Genomic DNA, 18,852 nt, shown 5'->3' with positions numbered 1-18,852 from the left:
ATAATGAAGCAGTTTCTTAACGTCAAGTGACGATAGATACTTTACGAGGTGAACAATATTGATAGAAGGGCAACAACTATCTGCTGGGCAGTTTGCACAGTTGATGCGAATAGATCGGCACGAGCTTAATCGATACGATGAGCTAGGATTATTCAAACCCGCAAGTCGGGATAAAAACGGCCGCCGTTCGTATGATATTGATCAAATTAACCAGTGGCTGTCACTACGAACGACTGTCAAACTGGAAAATGATTTAAATCAGACTAAAGCAACCTTACAGTCAAGTCAAAATGATCACGTGGCGATGCTGAAATATCAGCAGCAGTTGATTGAAAGCCAGCTTAACCAGCTGAGTGCAGCGCACCGACAAATTGCACAAGAAATCACCAATCAGGAAACTGCTCGTCAGGCAATGCCTGAAGTGGTAACGGTGGTCGATCGCGCCCCAGTTAATTTACTGACCACCGAAGTTTCAGAGGAGGTACCAGTAACGGGCCAGCAGGTGCAGCAGCAGGTGAATCATGTGTTATCAACTTTAAAAACGCCACCAGTCAATCTGGTGATTGGCCGGGTGCACCCGCGTCATGCAATTGAAGCTGGAGCAGCTATCCAAGTGTCGGCACTTTATACACCGTTGATCCCCGACAGTAAAGTGAAGGCTGATATGACGCAGCCCGGTGGCCGAGTGGTGATTACTTATCACCATTTAGATCAGCCCTTAATCGAGGGCTTTAACCATTTACGCGAATATGCAGCCAAACAGCACCTGACGCTAGGGGCCAATTATTTCGAAGAACCAATGATTGACAGCTGGCAAACGACTGATCCAGCTCAGCAAGTTGTTCGGCTATCAGCTGAAGTGAAGGGGGTGATGGCATGATTGAGTGGTCAGCAAGTCAAATCCGTGACTTTCAACAGACATTACTTACTTGGTATGACAATAACGGGCGTGACCTGCCGTGGCGTCGGGATCATGATCCTTACCATGTTTGGGTTTCAGAGATTATGCTGCAGCAGACGCAGGTTAATACGGTCATTCCGTATTACGAGCGGTTTATGGCCCTATTCCCAACGGTTGAGGCACTGGCAGCAACGCCTGAGGCTAAGCTCATGAAGGCCTGGGAAGGCTTAGGCTATTACTCTAGAGCCCGTAATTTACAAAAAGCGGCTCGGCAAATCGTCAATGACAATAGCGGTCAATGGCCTCAAACGGTTGAAGGCCTAAAAGATTTGGCGGGCGTCGGGCCGTATACCGCTGGCGCCATAGCTAGCATTGCATTTAATCAGCCCGTTCCAGCAGTGGATGGCAACGCTTTTCGGGTTTTTGCCCGCTTGCTGGAAATTGACTTGGATATTGCCAAACCCCAAACCCGGTCAGCGTTTGAAAAAATTATTGCCCGGATTATCCCGCAAGACCGCCCAGGGGACTTTAACCAAGCCATCATGGATCTCGGTTCCAGCTACATGACGGCAAAGAATCCTGATTCCAAGCACTCACCAGTGAAGGCTTTTAATCAGGCTTATTTAGATGGGGTTGAATTGCAGTACCCCGTGAAATCGAAGAAGCCTAAGCCCGTTAAAGTGGCTTACTTTGGGCTGGTGATGCGCCATGGTGATCAATTCTTAATGCAGCAACGCCCAAGCGGTGGGCTGCTAGCTAATTTCTGGACGTTTCCGTTGGTTGCTGAAGATGATGTTTTAGCTTTAAGCGAGACGCCGGAACTGGTGACGGATGAAGAACGCCTGACGTTACTAGAACAATATGTTCGGCAGGAGTTCGGGCTGACGGTTCACGTTGTACCGATGGGTGGCAAGCCCGTTAAACATACGTTTACACACCGTCAGTGGGTCATTACACTGTTGGCTGCTCAAGTGACGGCTGATACGGACCTCAGTTATTTTCCTGGTAAGTGGCTGTCAACGGCAGCACTCGACAAAATTGCGTTACCAAAAGTGCAGGAAAAGTTATTTGCGCGGATTTGACACACAGCGTCATTTCTCAAAATGAATGAGATAGAACAGAAAGAAAGTGAGACCCTTGTCAGAGAAAAAACGGCGAACGGATCAACCGATTGATCAAAATGGTCGGCCGTATAATCGCCTTTTATTGGTTTTTACAATGCTTGTGGGAACGTTTAGCACGTTTTTGACGTCAACGATGCTGACGACTGCGTTTCCAACTTTAATGACGTCGTTTAATATTTCGGCTAATACCGTCCAATGGCTTACCACCGGTTTTATGCTGGTGATGGGTATCGTTATCCCAATTACCGGTTTTTTCCTCCAGCGATTCAATTCCAAAAACCTTTATTTATCAGCTATTTTAATTTTTAGTACAGGAACGGTAATGTGTCTTTTTGCCACTAATTTTGGGATGATTCTCGCTGGCCGGCTGATTCAAGGTGCTGGTGTGGGAATCACGGCACCCGTTTATCAGACAATCATGACGTCGATTTTTCCGCCCTCTAAACGGGGTGCGGCGATGGGAACAGCTGGGATGGTCATTGGCCTTGCACCCGCCATTGGACCGACACTTGCCGGCTGGATTTTAATGCATTATTCTTGGCGGATGCTGTTTTTGTCGATTTTACCGATTTCATTGGTGGTGCTTATTATGGGCTGGTTCACCTTACGTAAGGTATTGCCAACTCAAAAAGCACCCATTGACTGGTTGTCGGTACTGCTATCAGTTCTCGGCTTTGGTTCGATGCTGTTTGCTTTTTCGTCCGTTGGGGATTATCAGTGGACGGATCCCATTGTCTACGTCACGCTGACGGTGGGGGTAATCGTCGTTGGTTTGTTTATCTGGCGGTCACTGAAAATTAACAATCCGCTGCTGCAGCTTAAAGTGTTTAAACAGCGCGAGTTTACGCTTTCAGCAGCACTCGTTGCGGTTTCCTTTATGTCCATGAACGGTTTCACCCTCATTTTGCCACTTTATTTACAAACAATTCGTGGGGAAACGCCGTTGGCTTCAGGATTGACACTTTTGCCAGGAGCTATCGTGATTGGCCTCATGAACCCGATTACCGGTCGGATATTTGATCGGTTGGGTGCTCGAAACATGTCAATTGCTGGGATGTTTTTACTGACAGTCATCACAGGGTCATTCATTCCAATTACGGCAACGACGCCAGTCATCGATATTGTTTGCCTGTACACTGTTCGGATGCTAGGAATTTCAATGGTGATGATGCCGGTCACAACGACTGGGATGAATGCTTTACCGCTGAATTTGATTAGTGATGGCACCGTTGTAAACAATACTGCTCGACAAGTTTTTGCCTCAATGGGAACAGCGGTATTGGTTTCAGTCATGTCTAACGTCACGATGAACAATGTGCCGAATCAGGCGGTCGCAAAAGCAACACCGATCTTATTTAAAAAATTAGCGTTACATGCGAATGTGGTGGGCTTCCGCTATGCATTTGGGATTGCCACCTTGTTCGCCTTTATTGGGTTAGTCATGGCCTTCTTCTTGAAGCCTCATAAGGGGGCGGCCTAAATGTTGGCGTTTACTTTATTTGGCGGTGCGTTATTGTTCGCCGGAAGTATGATTTTTGCAGCTAAAGGGCCACGAAAAATGGTTTGGGTAAGCTTAGGGCTGATCTTAACTTTAGGCAGTATTCTTTTGATGATCCTGAATTATAATCAGTATCTGGGAATGAAAAAAGTAACGATCACGCACAGCTACCCACTGACCTCAAGTGTGGTTTCAAAAAGACAAGTCCTGCTTTATCGCCAGGTTGGGACCAAAAACGAACGGGTCTATTTATTTAGAAGTAACCCACTAGACCACCGTTTGCAGCACACTAATCCGATGCAAGGACCAGTGAAGGTGACTCAAAATGCCCAGTCTAATCGGGTGAGAGTGACTAAAACTTACCGGGTTTATCGAAATGAGGAATTGCGATTACTATTCAGTGTGGGTGTTAAAAATCACGACTATGTCATGACACAATGGCAGTTTAACCTGAAACCTGGATGGCAGGTTGTCCGAGCTAAGTAAATTGGGTAAAACTGAATCGCTTTCACAGTATCCAAACAACGTGTATAATGAGCACAATGCCATTAATAGATTTGGGGGAGCCAAGTATGAATAACGTTTTTGATGTTTTAAAAATGATTACGATCAATCATCAAGGAGTTGACGGCGCACAAATTGTAGTCACCGACTTGGAAGGCAAACCTAACAGTCTGCTGACCGATTTGCTACGGGATACAGTTGGTAATATGCGGTTATTCATTGATATGGAAAAAGTGGATTCTCCCGATGACGTGTTAGCTGAATTAAGCAATACCACGCCACTTCCAGATGACGTCTTGGATGAGTACGGCAAGATCCTTAAAGAACGCGTTGCGGGGCTTAATTTTGCGCCTCAAAAAGACACGATTGAATTGCTGATTCGTTAAAAATAATAACCAATAGCTAAATGATAAATAACCAAATAAATATAGTTGATAATTTAAGTTGGTGGTTGATTTAAAACTTGAAAAGTCATGGGAATCCTTTTATACCGGCGATGTGATAAAGCCGGCTTGAATTTGAATTATCAAATTAAGTTTGATTTTTAGGAAGTTAGATGTTGCAATTTTCCGAATTTCCTGTTATTGTATTGGTAATGTATTTATGCTTCGGAATTAAGGTACAACGTTCTCTTTAGAATGGCTCCTTATTCAAAAGTTTCAAATGCAAAATTTATTTGCGCATGGCGCATGGAGGTTTCATTCTAATGGAACAAGGTACTGTTAAATGGTTCAACGCTGACAAAGGTTACGGTTTTATCACTCTTGAAAACGGCTCAGATGTATTCGTACATTTCTCAGCTATCAATGCTGACGGCTTCAAGACTCTTGAAGAAGGCCAAAAGGTTACTTTAGACGTTGAAGACGGCGACCGCGGCCCACAAGCTGCTAACGTTACTGTTGCTTAATTCTTATTAAGCCCATAAAAAGCCACTGATCATTATGATCAGTGGCTTTTTTGTGTCTGCAGACAAATGGTATTTCAACTAACTTTGATACCACTCATAAAGGGATTGGGCGACTTGCACGGGCAGGTAACGCACCTCAATTTGCTGCGAGGAGTCGCCATGACGAAGTTGCAGGCGTAAGTGCGCAAGATGAGTGCGTTTCATCCAAACGGACTGAGAAATGGTCATGGCCTGAACACGTCGCTTAGGAATCAAGTAAGTCGAGCGCTTAAAAAGGTGACCATCCTGAACAGTGAGTAATTGTGGGCTTAGGACTGCGACTCCCATATTATGGCCGGCATAGAGGCCTAAACCAACCGCAATTGGTAGTAACAACAGGCCAAGCCAGCCCCAAGGCCGAAAGAAAATGGCTAAAGCAACGACGGGTATGGCGGCTAATGCCACTGCATTTCGAATCAGTAACCATTTCGCCTTTTGGCTGATTCGGATATACGTTGGGTCCGACAGCGGTAACCACGGGATAAAAGGACGAATCTGATCATAATGGTGCTGGCTGATGACTGGCATCATCACCAAATTATTCTGGTCTTCTTTATCAGCAGCCGAGGAAGCGAGAATAACTTGCACTGATGCTAACTTTAACCATTGTCGGATGATGGTTTGCTGAATGACGATAGCTTGAATTCGGTTCAGTGAGGCGGTAATTGTATTATGTTGGAAGAATCCCTTTTCCGTTACTAACTGGTCATCGCGTTTTTCCAACTGAAAGTGAAAATAGCGCTGAATGATAATCAGATAGCTAATCAGCATGCCAAAGATTAAGATCCCGATTGAGGCACTGATGATGAAAATCAGATTCAAACGGGAGGCCTGGCTAAATACTTGGTCCAGCCATTTCTGCGGAATCATATCGTCTAACTGATTGTATAGCCAGCCTAAGCCGACAAGTAGCGGAATAATTCCTAGAGAAGTGAGCGCATAGGTGTTCAGATCAGCCCAGTCGATGTGATAAATGGCGTTGGGCTTGTTCGATGAGGTTGAAGTGTCTTGCTCGTTTCGATGGCTGGTTACACGTTGCTGTAACTGCTCAACAATCCGTTTAGCGATCACAGGTAATTGGCCCTCAGCTTCGGAGCCCGATTGACCAGCTGTTTCAATACTGACAGCGAGCACGTTAAAGGGCTTCATGTAGAACCACTGTTTTAACTGCAACGTCTGAATGCGGTTATACGGAATATGAATTTGCTGTCGAAAGATAATGCCAGAGTGGATCGTGATCGCTTGTTCATCCAGCTCATAGGTAAACCACCAGTATTTAATGACGGCTGTGATAATGGCTAAGAAGATGATGATTCCTAAAATCGCCTGATACTGCCACTGATCGAGTTCTTTAAACAGTCCAATCATGATCAAGGTTAAGATCAGAGTGTTAATCAGGTTCTGCCAGATCATCTGGATCAGTGCTAATGGATGGAGATGTTTAACCGTCATAAGGTGTCGCCTCCAATGCCAAGGTCATGATCTGCTGCTTTAACTGCGCGGCGGTTTCGGGTAACACTGATTTTATTTTGTGTGTCGTTGCTGCCGTTTCAATGCTCACTGTCTGAAGCTGCTGCCACTGAAGAATTGGTCCTGCTTCTAAGGTGACGTTTTGAATCCGGTTGATGGGGATCGCAGTTTGCTGATGAAAGAAAAAGCCCGATTCAATCTCAACATCTTGGGCTGAGATCTGGTAGCGCCAAAACCGATAGCGGTACGGGATCAATGCTAGTTCTATGACAACGTCTAACACCGTCAGAACCGCAAAGATCAGCCAGAATTTGGGAGACCACTGCCACCATTTAGTGGTTGCCATAAGGCCAGCTGTAATGACCGCGCCAACTACAAATGAACATCCTGCGCTCATCCGCCAAACCGTTTTAATTTTTGCTGGTAAAGCCTGGCCCTTTTCCATAGTGTGACCCCTCCCTTTGCTGACTGAGTGACTTTTACAAGTTAAGAATACCTTATTGAGCAGCGTTTATCCATGCTGAAAATTCACTGATTTGGTTGAAATGAAATTTTACGTTCTTGATACATAATTGACAGCAATTCATTACAAATAAACGGTAAACTGGTTTCGAATAGTAAGAGTTTAGCTGATCGGTTAGCTTATAAATCTCGGCACTATTCCCAGTAGTACGGTCGCTACTGTGCTCTCCCTATAAAATGTTGCATAAAACGGTTTTGAGACGCCTACTCTCAAAGCCGTTTTATTATCAAAAAATGGCATTATTTTGAGCCATGGGGTCACCAGTCAATAATCGGTGTGATAAGATGAGCTTAATTGGAAAAATCGAAACGAAGAAGTGAATGGGGGCGTTTTTATCAAAACATTAGTCGTTGTGGGACACCCACAAATTGAGGATTCAAGTACCCAGCAATTTTTAAAAGTAGCAGCTGATTTACCCCAGGTAACTTGGCATCCATTAACCACGTTTGATTTGTCAGTGGCTAATGAACAAAAATTGATTGGTCAGGCAGACCGAATCGTTCTGCAGTTTCCATTGTACTGGTACAGCGCGCCCGCTATTTTAAAGAATTGGCTGGATCTGGTTCTTACTCGGCACTTTGCTTATCCGGAGGCAATGGGCAGTTTGGTAGATAAAGAACTGGGGATTGCGGTTAGTTTAGGGTCACCGGCACGTCATTTTACAGCGGGTGCCAGCGAAAATGTCAGTATTTCTCAGCTGATGGTGCCGTTTCAGGCACTGGCACATAAGCTGCAAATGACGTTTTTGCCGACGTTTGTCGTTGATCAATTCGGCTACCAGACGGATGAGCAAAAGGCCAAGTTGCTCATTAGCTATCAGCAATATCTCACGCAAAAGCGGTTAGACCATTTTGACGACCAGACTAATTGGCTCACAGCTAAACTCACTGAATTAATGGCCACGGTTTCTGACGATCGCAGGGAGCAGTTAGCGTTGATTTTGGAACAGATCAAGAGTAATCAATCAACATTAGAAGACTTGCAGATGAATCTTAAACTGATTCACGATATGGAGGAATGATGGATGGCTGAACAGACTTGGGCCACGCAACAACTGTTGACATTAGCTGCACAAACACCGCAATTTAAAGAAAAAGCGCTGTATTTAGCTTTAGCAGAACTGACTGAAGAGCAGCAACGGCGTATCGATCTCGCACAGGGCGAACTCGATGGTCGGACTTGGAATCCATCACGGTGGTAGTCAGCCCAATTATCTTGTTAATTTAATTAGCGTTAGAATAAAGATATTGAAGTTCGTTGAAATGGGATGATGGTTTGTTATTGGGATATGGTTTTCTATGCGCAGCAATTGTTTTCGAAATTATTAGCAGTTCATTATTGAAGGAGTCTGATGGTTTTCACCGACTGATACCAACAATTTGTTTGGTCATTGGGTATACGATTACGTTATTTCTTTTTTCTAAATCGCTTCGATGGCTGGACCTTGGGATTGCTTATGCGCTTTGGGGTGCGATTGGGACGCTGTTTACGACGATCATCGGGATCATCTTTTTCAAGGAACAGGTTAACCGGTCCAAACTGGTTGGTGTTGCCTGTATTATTATTGGTACGGTGATGTTAAATATATTGTGAGGTGAGTGCGGATGTTTAAATACTATGCAGCACTGGGGATTTCAATTATCACGGAAATCATTGGCGCAATTGCATTAAAGCTGTCGAAGGAGTTTACGCAAGCATCTTGGACCCTCTTAAGCATTGCCGTCTTTTTGATCATGCTTTATTGCTTATCGTACGCCATGCGAGTTGTTCCACTAAGCGTTGCCTACGGGTTATGGTCCGGCGCGGGGACAGTGTTAACTGCAGCACTGGACGTGACATTGTTTCACGTCTCGTTTTCAATTGGCGAGATTCTTGGCTTAGTTTTGATTGTCGTTGGCATCATTTCGCTGAACTGGTCTGGTGAAGCCGAAGAAGAAGTGGATTACGAAGCGTTGCAGGTAGAAGAAAAGATGAACGTGAAGGGCTGAGTGCAAACGAGACTCCTTTTTTTATACGAATAAGCCCCATTCCAAAAAAAATTGGAATGGGGCTTATTCATCTTCAATGCTGCTTCCTATCATGAAGACTGTGCATCTGAATTAAATTGGTTAACGTCGGTTGTGTAACCAACGACCGAAATTAAATCGTTCAATTTTAATTTATCGTTGGCATCAGGGGAGAGATTGACCTTGCCATCGGTTTTAATGGCAATGATGTTGATATGGTATTTATTTCGGACGGCTAACTCGTTGAGCGATTTGCCGATAAAGGCTGGGTTATCAACTTTAACTTCAGCCATGGTCACTTGGTCATTTAACATCAGGTAGTTTACGATGTTGGGTTGCAGCTGATGAAAGACGATTCGGCGAGCCATGTCACGTTCTGGCCGGACGATTTGATCCGCACCAATTTTCTCGAGGACGCGCGCGTGATTTTCATTTTCGGCTTTGCAGATGACGTCCTTAGCGCCAAGTTCTTTTGTCAGTAACGTTGCCATGATGCTGGCTTGGATGTTTTGACCAATCGAGATAAAAACGTGATCGAAACTACCGAGTTCCAGTTCTTTCATCGTGTCTTCATCCTGAGCATCGGCGATGACGGCACGGGTCACAATGTTGGTGAATTCATTGACCTTTTCTTCGTCAATGTCGATTGCTAAGACCTCTTGTTTGGCCTCTACCAGCGATTGGCAAATGGCACTGCCAAATTGACCTAAGCCAATAACGGCGTAATTTTCATGCTTTTGTTTAACCAATTAAAACACTCTCCTCTGGGTAACGGTACTTGGGTTGTTTGCGGTTTGCGTTCAGCAGTGAAAACATGACGGTATAAATACCAACCCGGCCAATGAACATCAAAAACATGATGATCACTTTGCCAAGAACGTTCAGGTGGGGTGTCAGCCCTAATGAAATCCCCGTTGTTCCAAAAGCGGCCAGGACTTCGAAAGTGACGGTTTGCAGACCGTCATTTTTGGGAATCGGCTGGGTGGCACATAAAATTAAAGTTGCTACCGCAAGAATGGTTAACGCAACGAAGATCAACGTCAGAGCCCGAAAAACGTTATCCTGAGTAAAGCGCCGGTGGCCAAAAGTGGCATCTCGTTTGCCGCGAAGCGTTGCGATACTTTGCACGGTGAGCAGCCCAATCGTGGTTGTTTTAACCCCACCTGCAGTTGATCCCGGTGTCCCGCCGATAAACATCAGCAACATGGTGAACGCAATGCTGGAAATTGACAATTGCTGATAGGGCAGCGTGACTAAGCCGGCAGTTCTGGGAGTGATCGCCATAAAGACGGTGTTCAGGAGGCGCTCACTGTAAGAAATGTGCGGACCAAGAATGGCTAAATTATTTTCACTGAGTAGGTAAACGATAATCGAAAGCAGCACTAGCACGGAGCCAGTTCCCAATGCCAGCTTTGTATGCAGGGTCAGGTGGTGGCGTCGCGGATATAACAGCAGGTCCTGCCACACTAGGAAACCAAAGGAACCAGCAATGATCAGAATCGACATCACACTGAGCACGTAAGGGTCATTCACAAACCCCTCTAGACTGTTGCCAAATAAATCAAAGCCAGCGTTACAAAAGGCCGAAACAGCGTGGAACACACTGAACCAGAGACCTTTGATGAGACCATAACGGGGATAGAAGTCGACCATCAGTAAGCCAGCGCCAGTTAGTTGAATAATTAATGAAAGCAATAAAATGAGTTTAATGACGTTCAGCTGAGATAAATTATCCAGATTGAGCGATTCCTGAGCTAACAGGCGGGTTGAAAGCCGCATTTGCCGACGCATAAATAAAAAGAGCATGACGGTGAAAGTCATGAAGCCTAAACCGCCAATTTCCATGAGGAATAAAATCACGACTTGGCCAAAAAGGGACCAGTGAAACGCCGTACTGACCAGCGTCAGCCCGGTAACGCAAGTGGCACTGGTTGCTGTGAAGAGGGCATCCAAGATGGAAGTCGTCTGGGCGCCACGGGTTGCAATCGGCAGGCTGAGCAGAATCGTGCCGATTAGAATGATCATTAAAAAGCCGAGGGTCAGCGCTTTTGGTAACGAAAGCCGCTGACGGTTAGGGACTGACATAGCCATTCCTCCTTCGTTTTCCTTTAATCCCACTATAGCGAAATTAAAGCGCGTTTAAAAGTAATATGTTAATGCGCAATCAACGGATTATGAGAGAAATTAATAGTGAAATCAATAATTGATAGGCCACGTGGTATAATTTAATTGTATGCGTTAACTAAATATGCTGGAGGTTGTAATAAGATGCTGATACAACAGGTATCAATTGAGAATAGTGAAACCTTAAAAGACGTTCGAATCGAGAATGGAAAGTTTGTTCAGATCGCTAACCACATCGCACCAAAGGACAACGAAGGCTTGATTGATGGTCGGGGTAAATTATTACTGCCGCCATTTGTTGATCCCCACGTTCACTTGGATTCAACTTTAACCGCTGGGGATCCAGAATGGAACCAGAGTGGGACGCTGTTTGATGGGATTAGAATCTGGTCAGCACGGAAGCAAAAACTGACCATTGAAGACGTGAAGACGCGGGCGACCCAAACGCTTAAGAAGCAAGCTAGTCACGGGACACAATTCGTGCGGTCACACGTTGACGTAACGGATCCTAACTTAACAGCTTTAAAGGCCTTACTTCAGGTTCGAGATGAAGTTAAAGACTTTATTGAATTACAGTTAGTTGCCTTTCCTCAAGAAGGGATTTTATCCTTCCCTCATGGAAAGAAATTAATGACCAAGGCTGCCGAAATGGGTGTTGACGTTATCGGTGGGATTCCCCACTTTGAATTTAACCGTGAATACGGCGTTCAATCTTTGCATTTTGTCAGCGATTTAGCCGAAAAATATGATAAATTGATCGATGTCCATTGTGATGAGATTGATGACCCAGCAGCACGCGGACTGGAAACCTTAGCGACGTTGGCCTACGAAACTGGCATGCGTGACCAAGTGACTGCCAGCCATACAACTGCGTTAGGTTCATACAATGACGCTTATGCTTACAAATTATTCCGGTTGTTGAAGATGTCTGGTATCAACATGATCGCTAATCCGTTGGTCAACACTTTCCTTGGCGGCCGATTTGATACTTATCCAAAGCGTCGGGGGATGACTCGAGTTAAGGAATTAACCGAAGACGGCATCAACGTTGCATTCGGTGAAGATGATATCAAAGATCCTTGGTATCCAATGGGTGACGGCAACATGCTGGATCCATTGCACCTGGGCCTTCATGTGGCACAAACTATGGGTTATGATCAAATCATGAATTCATACAAGTATGTCACTCAAAATGGTGCTCGCGCCATGCATATTTTGGACCACTACGGGATTGAAGTTGGCAAACAAGCAAACTGCATTATTTTAAACCGTGATAATTTCTACGATGCATTGAATGAACGGGCTGAAGTTTTGTATGCCATTCACCATGGTGTCGTGACCGTTAAGACACAACCACAAGAAGTCAAAACTTACTTTGGACAAAGCAGCATTACCAAGTAGGTGTTAAAACTTAAACAACGTAAAAATCCCTTAGAGCAGCGATGAGTTTACACTGTCCTAAGGGATTTTGGTTTATGATTTAGAAAAACTGATGTCTTAAAGATCAAAAAAGTTCTGAATCAATCCAGAACTAGTTGATTACGCGTGTTTCTTAGGCTTATGTGCCCGAGATTCAGTGGCTTTCTTTTTAGCAACAGCCTGCTTGTGAAGCGAGCGAAGCTGTTCTTTGTAGCCTTCAATTTCGTCAGCGTGGTTTTCGTGCCATTCTTTGAACGAAAATTCGCTGTCTGTATCGCCAGGTTTAAGCCCTGTTTGAAGCCAAAATAACGCTTGGGTCAGACTTGAGAAATTACGCATCCAAAGGGTTTGACCGTTTTCAGAGTCAAAAGCCACATAGGATTTGTAATGGCGCTTCAAGAAAGTATGTTTACGAATTTTGAACGCTTCCCGTTTACGAGTTAGCCGGTAATCTGGTAGGATATATTGGCCGGTAAGTGTAAGTTCCGGGAAAAGTTCGTTGGCTTGATTATGTTGCTCTTTCAACAAGGCGTGGGCTTGATCGATGTTGATGAGCTGAGCGTGGATTTCAGACATCAGAGTTCCTCCTCTTGAACAACTGGTTAATAACAAAGTTTTGGTTTAAACGTCAAATTTTACATCAAATGTGTACACTAATAACCTTAGCATAATTTTCACAGAATTAGTATGATTGACTACCGGAAAATTGGGATTGTAATAAGAATTTACTAAACTTTAACAACATTTAAACTGATAGGAAGGTGACTGTTTTGGGCAAATATTATGCTGTACGAAAGGGCCAGCACCCAGGAATTTATACCAGCTGGCCAGAAGCTCAAAAAGAAGTTTCGGGGTTTTCGGGCGCTGAGTTCAAGGGCTTTAATACGGAAGCAGAGGCTCAGCAATTTATGGGTCAAGCGAAAACAGCGCGCCCTAATACTGCTGGTATGATCTTTGGTTATACGGATGGCGGAACGCGCAACTCTGGTAATGTTAAGGGGGGGCATGTGAAAGCCTCTGATCCGGCTGCTTGGGCTTATCGATTAGAATTACCTGATAAAGTGCTAAGTGATTCTGACGGCGAGTGGGGCGCTACCAATAACCGGATGGAAATTATGGCGTTTATCAAGGCGTTGGAAGCTTTGATCGATCAAAATCAGCAAACTGCTGATATTACGCTGGTGCTGGATTCGAAGTACGTTTTGGATGCCATTAATAAGGGCTGGCTGAAAGGCTGGCAAAAACGGGGTTGGCGTCGCTCTGGCGGGGAGTTAATGAATGCTGAACTGTGGCAAAAAGTCAGTCAATTACTGCCAAAATTCCCCAAACTGTCCCTCGTTTGGACAAAGGGACACGCGGACAATCAGGGCAACATCTTTGTGGATGGTTTATTAAACAAAACCATGGATGAGATGGTGAAAGCTGGACGACCGATTCAGAGCCACTCAACAACAACCAAACAACCGTTGCAAACTAAAAAAGTTAAGCCAGCTGGGACGGTTAAGAAGAATTATCCCAAACAGGCACCCAAGCAGCAAAAACAGGTTGATCAATCCGTTTCTGATATTCAAAAAGCACTGGAACAACTGGATTTATTCAAAAATCCATAGCCCAGTGCTTGATGAAATGGTTTAGTTTTGCTTTTCTTTATGGGTCACTTTTCTAAAGCGACGTTCAACTTCTTTGCTCCAAAAGCCACCGGACATCTGGGTGGGCTCATTGACCATCACAAACGCTTCAGGCGCCAGTTCATGGATGAGTTCCATTAACCGGCGGTCGGCTTTTCTGGGTGCTAAGATATTCAAAATCAGGCGTGACCCATCACGGCCGTATCCCCAAGTTTCCGTGACCCCGTAACCATTGTTACGCAGGTCTTCCGGAAGCTTTTTATTTTGCTGGTACTTTGGGTCATCATTATCGATTTTAACGGTTACTTGAAAGTTGACGTAGCCCAGTGCAACATGGTCTTCAATAATGATGCCAAGGTAAATGCCTAGCCCAAAACCAACGGTGTAAGCAATCACGTTAACTGGCGAGTTGATGTTTTTCAGGGCAATTGCCAGTGCGATAACGTAGACAAATTCTTCAAGAACGGCCAGTAGTGGGGCCCATAACCGCTGGCGACGGACAACTAGCATCGTTCGAAACGTATTTAATGTAATATAACAAGCATTTAGCAGAAAAATAGTCAGTGCAAGTTTCAAATCGATCGCCTCTTCTTTCATTTTTCCTACCACTACAGTTTAGTGCAAATAACGGCTGATGAAAGCAATTAAGCTTGAATCAACCACATGTGATATGCTTAATAGTAAAGGAGTGTTCAATTTATGACGACAGAACGCGAAAAAATGACGGCGGGGGAACCTTATAATCAATTTGACCCAGAATTGATCAACCGCCGAGTATATATGAGACAGCAACTAGAAGAAATCAATCATCTGACGGATAATGATGCCCGAAATAATCGCTTTAAAGCACTATTAGCAGATGTTGGCGACGATTTTTTTGTGGAAGCCTCGTTTAAATTCGATTATGGTTTCAATATCCATATTGGTAATCATTTTTATGGCAATTACGATATGACTTTCTTGGATACCTGCCCAATCACGATCGGGGAGCACTGCTACTTCGGCCCCAACATTGGCCTTTACACGCCGATTCACCCATTAGATCCAGTGAAGCGCAATGCGGACGTTGAGTTAGGCGCGCCCATTACAATTGGTGATAATGCCTGGCTTGGTGGCCGGGTGACAATCTTGCCTGGGGTGACCTTGGGTGATAATGTGGTTGTCGGTGCTGGTTCCGTAGTGACCAAGTCATTTGGCGATAACGTTGTCATAGCAGGCAATCCCGCAAGAGTGATCAAGACAGTCAAATAGTAATAATTACTTATTGTTGCTGCTTATTTTACTTATTCTTTCAAACGTGTATAATGAAAATGTAAATTCATTCGGGTTACATTTGGAAGTGGCAATTTGTTGCAGAGAAAGCTGTTGCAAGTGGTCTTTGACCGTTTTCGACAGCTTTTTTGTGTTTTGTACTTTGCTGACCTGTTTGAAAATACGTCGGAGTTTTCAGAGTTGAAAGGTAACAATTTCATAGGTGGTTTCAAGTATATCTTAGCTAATAAAAAGTCATGGTGTACTTCACGAATCAAGGTAGTTACGCAAGGTAGAGGTTCAAGCTGGCTGATGAAAGATCTAAATTCGATAACGGGATTTATTTCAGACATCGGTTAAGGGCGGCCTTTTACAGCCTTGCCGAACGCTTTGATTTGCGCCACACTCTGTCTTCGGTATGTACAATTATTAGAGGAGGAATATTATTTTAAGAAGCAAGTTAATCAACAAGTGGGTCTTTGTACCAACTGTGGGATTATTCTTACTGGCAACTTTAGTGTTAATGATCGGTGGAAAGGGTCTTCAAACACCGCTATCTGGCCTATTGAGTTGGATGAACCTAAAGTTAGGGTGGATGTACCTTGGTATTTATATCATCAACTTTGTCTTCTTAATCGGATTGGCATTTAGCCGATATGGGAAAATTAAAATTGGAAAACCTGATGACAAGCCGGTTTACAGTGGTTTCAAGTGGGGCGCAATGGTGTTTGCCACTGCGATTGATGCCAGCATTATGATGCTGTCGATCACTGATCCACTGACGGTTATTCAAAATCCACCTTTTCACATCAAAGCCTATTCTCACGCCGCCTATATTTCTGCCACAATGATGGGACAGTTTAACTGGGGGCCAATGGCTTGGATGATGTTTGCACCCGCTGCAGTTTTGATTGGTTACCTGATGTATCGTAAGGGTCAGCCCGTTCAAAAGCTCAGTGATGGGATCGGCATGTTAGATGGTGATAAGCATCAATCAACTAAAAAGTTTTTTGGTGGCTTGATCAACGTTCTTGTCGTGATTGGTATTATTGGTGGTGTTGGTTCATCAATTGGGATGGAAGTCCCAATTACAGCCAAAGCATTTTCAAGTGCAACCGGTGTTAAATACGGTTTGCCACTGGAAATGGGCTTATTCTTTGTCTTATTCTGTCTGTTTGCTGTGACGGTCTTTAAAGGCCTGAACGGTGGGATTGACCGATTAAGCATGGCGCATATTTGGTTAGCCATCGGTTTTCTGGTCTTAATTTTATTCTTTGGTCCAACGCGCTACATTATTACGAACGAAGCACGCAGTTTAGGTATGTTGGCACAAAAGTTTGTGCCAATGGCTACGAATACGCAGCCAAGTGCTACTCAGCAGGATACGATCTTCTACTGGGGCTGGTGGTTGTCATACATGCCAGTGATGGGCTTGTTCATTGCGAAGATCTCTAGAGGTAAGACGATCCGTCAGATGCTGATGGGCATGTTGCTGTACGGCTTTACTGGCTGTGCATTATTCTATGCTGTCATGGGTGGTTACGCACTCTGGCTGCAACAAAATGGGGTCATTAACTTGGTCCACATTTTGAACACTCAGGGTCAGGCTGCTGTGATTGCAACCGTCATTGGGACATTGCCAATGAAGCAAGTGATGACACTGCTTTACTGCCTGTCATGCTTCATCTTCTTGGCAACGACCATTTCCGGTTCAGCGTACATTCTGTCATCGTTTACAAGTACGCCGCTGAATCGCCGCGAACCAACCCGTTTCAACCGGATGACATGGGTCATTATCTTTATGATTTTTGCCTTCTCATTAGTCTTAGTGGGTGGTTTCAAAGTGATTCAGACGATTTCAGTCTTGGCTGGGTTCCCGTTGATTGGGGTTTGTGCGGTCATACTGCTATCGATTCGTCGGTTGGTTCAACACGACCACGAGCTGGTCTTTACACCATCTCCGGAAATCAACGAAGTACCTGCACACCGTCCAGTTACGGTGGAACGCAAATCTGCTATTCACGGTAAGCTGATTTTATCGCCTACCCAAGCAGTAAATTCATAAAAATAACCTTTAATTGAAGTTTTGAAAAGATTGTCTAGTCAATCTTTTCAAAACTTTTTTGTGCTTTTAGAGTTAGCTAACCTGCTTTGTTAGGGGGTTAACTAACGTTATACTTTATGAGTTATAAAATTCCCCTTTACAAGGACAAATCCATGAGGGAAACTGAGAGTAATTATTTACAAAATCGATTTAAAAACGGGGGAACGACCATGTTGGGATGGGGGTCACTTTTGTGATCAACTTACTGCTATTAACGGGGTTTGCGTTGTTGTATTCATGGCTGCAGCAGACAAGGTTTCAATTTCCAATCTTAGAGCGCCTTCGGGGAGCGCTGCAGATTATTTTGACGATTAGTTTTTTAGGGCTCTTTCATTTAGCATCAATACTTCGGATCATGGCTTCCAATAATCGAAAGGGCCTTGGCTGGGGCTATTTGGCGTTTCAAATTGGGGTGCTGATTTTCGCTTTGACCTTTTGCAAAAGCCGCTGGCTATTCTTATCTTTATCGCTAGTTTTGATGGTTTGGTATTGGTGGCTGCCTAACGTGCAATGGTCGGGGTATTTTTTCCTTGCTAATGTGGGCTTAATGGCGATTACTGAGAAATACGGCCAAAAAATTATTGATCGGCCGTTACTCTATTACCCATTTTGTTTTCTATTTAGTGCGCCCTTTATATGGGCTAATTACCTTTCGCTGGATGGCATTGAAGCTGGCTGGCTGTGGGAAGTTATGGCGAGTTTGATTGTTTTTTATCTTATTTGGCTGATTTATTATCGGTTAAAAGAACGGGCAGCTTGGCAAGCGCGGTTGATTCAACAAGCTAGTCAAGATAATCTGACCCAATTAAGCAATTTTGGGGTCTTTAGTGCGGACCTGCATCAGGCTTTCAGAGACTATCAAAACAATGGCACAGAATATTTGCTGTATACCTTTGATGTGGATCATTTTAAATGGGTGAACGATCATTTTGGCCACCTTGAGGGCAATGAAGTGTTAAAACGGGTGGCGATGGAATTATCGTTATTACTGCCGAAAATTAGCAGTACAGCCAAAGCCTACCGGGTTGGTGGTGAAGAGTTTTCCTTTATCGTTTTTGATCGTCAAACACAGATCGATTCAGTTGATACGGTAGCTAACGAAGTTCGTGAGGCCATTAGTCAGTTAAGGTTCACAACCAAGAAGGGCGAACAGTTTCAAATCACGATCTCCCTGGGTGAAGATCAGGTCAATGCGGAATATCAAAACTATCTAGACGTTTATCGGCGCGCTGACCAACGTCTTTACCATTCAAAGGAAACGGGTCGAAATAGGGTAACGACGGTTAGTGAAGTCTAAAGTACCAGCACCCGAACAGAATCATGTTAAAATTTGAATGAGTAAGACAAATCTGAC

The 18,852-nt window shown here is 44.3% G+C and carries 21 protein-coding genes; 15 read left to right on the top strand and 6 right to left on the bottom strand.

Annotated features, from left to right (window positions below; genetic code table 11):
- Positions 1 to 58 precede the first annotated feature (58 nt).
- The 6 genes from IWT5_RS04620 (at position 59) to IWT5_RS04595 (ending at position 4,934) form a co-directional block, all read left to right on the top strand.
- Positions 59 to 880, top strand: a complete 822-nt coding sequence (locus IWT5_RS04620; protein ID WP_089108789.1) for a MerR family transcriptional regulator — start codon at positions 59 to 61, stop codon at positions 878 to 880.
- A complete protein-coding gene (gene mutY / locus IWT5_RS04615) occupies positions 877 to 1,983 on the top strand; it encodes an A/G-specific adenine glycosylase (protein ID WP_089108788.1) in 1,107 nt (368 codons plus the stop codon). The genes IWT5_RS04620 and mutY overlap by 4 nt, the downstream gene beginning before the upstream one ends.
- Before the next feature lie 55 nt (positions 1,984 to 2,038).
- A complete protein-coding gene (locus IWT5_RS04610; RefSeq protein WP_225360223.1) occupies positions 2,039 to 3,505 on the top strand; it encodes an MDR family MFS transporter in 1,467 nt (488 codons plus the stop codon).
- Positions 3,506 to 4,009 (top strand): DUF4811 domain-containing protein, encoded by a 504-nt coding sequence (locus tag IWT5_RS04605; RefSeq protein ID WP_089108787.1) that lies wholly within the window; start codon positions 3,506 to 3,508, stop codon positions 4,007 to 4,009.
- An 86-nt stretch (positions 4,010 to 4,095) separates the two neighbouring features.
- Positions 4,096 to 4,413 (top strand): hypothetical protein, encoded by a 318-nt coding sequence (locus IWT5_RS04600; protein ID WP_089108786.1) that lies wholly within the window; start codon positions 4,096 to 4,098, stop codon positions 4,411 to 4,413.
- A 320-nt stretch (positions 4,414 to 4,733) separates the two neighbouring features.
- Complete coding sequence (locus tag IWT5_RS04595) at positions 4,734 to 4,934, top strand: cold-shock protein (protein WP_054736490.1); 201 nt, start codon at positions 4,734 to 4,736, stop codon at positions 4,932 to 4,934.
- 78 nt (positions 4,935 to 5,012) lie between these two features.
- Here the strand turns inward: IWT5_RS04595 and IWT5_RS04590 are convergent, their stop codons facing one another.
- Positions 5,013 to 6,425 carry a PH domain-containing protein gene (locus tag IWT5_RS04590; RefSeq protein WP_089108785.1) on the bottom strand — a complete coding sequence of 471 codons (1,413 nt, stop codon included), beginning with the start codon at positions 6,423 to 6,425 and terminating at the stop codon, positions 5,013 to 5,015.
- On the bottom strand, positions 6,415 to 6,888 hold the full coding sequence (locus IWT5_RS04585; protein WP_089108784.1) for a PH domain-containing protein: 474 nt from the start codon (positions 6,886 to 6,888) through the stop codon (positions 6,415 to 6,417). Before IWT5_RS04585 ends, IWT5_RS04590 begins: the two co-directional genes overlap by 11 nt.
- 394 nt (positions 6,889 to 7,282) lie before the next feature.
- On the opposite strand from IWT5_RS04585, the gene IWT5_RS04580 reads away from it, so the two are divergent.
- Genes IWT5_RS04580 through IWT5_RS04570 form a run of 4 tightly spaced genes read left to right on the top strand, consistent with a single transcriptional unit; the run spans position 7,283 to position 8,954 of the window.
- Positions 7,283 to 7,987: an NAD(P)H-dependent oxidoreductase gene (locus IWT5_RS04580; protein ID WP_089108783.1), complete on the top strand. Its 705-nt coding sequence runs from the start codon at positions 7,283 to 7,285 to the stop codon at positions 7,985 to 7,987.
- A gap of 3 nt (positions 7,988 to 7,990) precedes the next feature.
- A complete protein-coding gene (locus tag IWT5_RS12300) occupies positions 7,991 to 8,167 on the top strand; it encodes a hypothetical protein (protein WP_191981281.1) in 177 nt (58 codons plus the stop codon).
- Between the two features lie 56 nt (positions 8,168 to 8,223).
- Positions 8,224 to 8,559 (top strand): DMT family transporter, encoded by a 336-nt coding sequence (locus IWT5_RS04575; protein WP_089108782.1) that lies wholly within the window; start codon positions 8,224 to 8,226, stop codon positions 8,557 to 8,559.
- Between the two features lie 11 nt (positions 8,560 to 8,570).
- Positions 8,571 to 8,954 (top strand): DMT family transporter, encoded by a 384-nt coding sequence (locus tag IWT5_RS04570; RefSeq protein ID WP_089108781.1) that lies wholly within the window; start codon positions 8,571 to 8,573, stop codon positions 8,952 to 8,954.
- Positions 8,955 to 9,043: 89 nt separating this feature from the next.
- Here the strand turns inward: IWT5_RS04570 and IWT5_RS04565 are convergent, their stop codons facing one another.
- Together IWT5_RS04565 and IWT5_RS04560 are read right to left on the bottom strand one after the other, a co-directional pair.
- Positions 9,044 to 9,721 carry a potassium channel family protein gene (locus tag IWT5_RS04565; RefSeq protein ID WP_089108780.1) on the bottom strand — a complete coding sequence of 226 codons (678 nt, stop codon included), beginning with the start codon at positions 9,719 to 9,721 and terminating at the stop codon, positions 9,044 to 9,046.
- Positions 9,714 to 11,057, bottom strand: a complete 1,344-nt coding sequence (locus IWT5_RS04560) for a TrkH family potassium uptake protein (protein ID WP_089108779.1) — start codon at positions 11,055 to 11,057, stop codon at positions 9,714 to 9,716. Before IWT5_RS04560 ends, IWT5_RS04565 begins: the two co-directional genes overlap by 8 nt.
- Positions 11,058 to 11,240: 183 nt before the next feature.
- Here IWT5_RS04560 and codA point away from each other — a divergent pair, with 183 nt between their 5' ends.
- A complete protein-coding gene (gene codA / locus IWT5_RS04555) occupies positions 11,241 to 12,497 on the top strand; it encodes a cytosine deaminase (RefSeq protein WP_089108778.1) in 1,257 nt (418 codons plus the stop codon).
- Positions 12,498 to 12,635: 138 nt separating this feature from the next.
- On the opposite strand, the gene IWT5_RS04550 is transcribed toward codA, so the two are convergent.
- Entirely contained in the window at positions 12,636 to 13,091 is a 456-nt protein-coding gene (locus IWT5_RS04550; protein ID WP_191981280.1) for a hypothetical protein, read from the bottom strand.
- Positions 13,092 to 13,276: 185 nt separating this feature from the next.
- On the opposite strand from IWT5_RS04550, the gene IWT5_RS04545 reads away from it, so the two are divergent.
- Positions 13,277 to 14,125, top strand: coding sequence for a ribonuclease H family protein (locus IWT5_RS04545; RefSeq protein WP_225360222.1), 849 nt, complete (start codon positions 13,277 to 13,279; stop codon positions 14,123 to 14,125).
- A 21-nt stretch (positions 14,126 to 14,146) separates the two neighbouring features.
- Here IWT5_RS04545 and IWT5_RS04540 read toward each other — a convergent pair whose 3' ends face one another.
- Entirely contained in the window at positions 14,147 to 14,740 is a 594-nt protein-coding gene (locus tag IWT5_RS04540; RefSeq protein ID WP_089108776.1) for a DUF2179 domain-containing protein, read from the bottom strand.
- A 102-nt stretch (positions 14,741 to 14,842) separates the two neighbouring features.
- On the opposite strand from IWT5_RS04540, the gene IWT5_RS04535 reads away from it, so the two are divergent.
- The 3 genes from IWT5_RS04535 to IWT5_RS04520 all read left to right on the top strand — a co-directional run bounded on the left by IWT5_RS04535 (position 14,843) and on the right by IWT5_RS04520 (position 18,795).
- Positions 14,843 to 15,394, top strand: coding sequence for a sugar O-acetyltransferase (locus IWT5_RS04535; RefSeq protein WP_089108775.1), 552 nt, complete (start codon positions 14,843 to 14,845; stop codon positions 15,392 to 15,394).
- Positions 15,395 to 15,836: 442 nt separating this feature from the next.
- Entirely contained in the window at positions 15,837 to 17,459 is a 1,623-nt protein-coding gene (locus tag IWT5_RS04525) for a BCCT family transporter (RefSeq protein ID WP_369688568.1), read from the top strand.
- Positions 17,460 to 17,691: 232 nt separating this feature from the next.
- Entirely contained in the window at positions 17,692 to 18,795 is a 1,104-nt protein-coding gene (locus tag IWT5_RS04520; protein WP_159459286.1) for a GGDEF domain-containing protein, read from the top strand.
- Positions 18,796 to 18,852 lie beyond the last annotated feature (57 nt).

It is taken from the genome of Secundilactobacillus mixtipabuli (genome assembly GCF_002217925.1).
Lineage (GTDB): Bacteria > Bacillota > Bacilli > Lactobacillales > Lactobacillaceae > Secundilactobacillus > Secundilactobacillus mixtipabuli.
The sequence above is the reverse complement of the archived record's forward strand: the minus strand, read 5'-3'. Positions and strand labels throughout refer to the sequence as shown.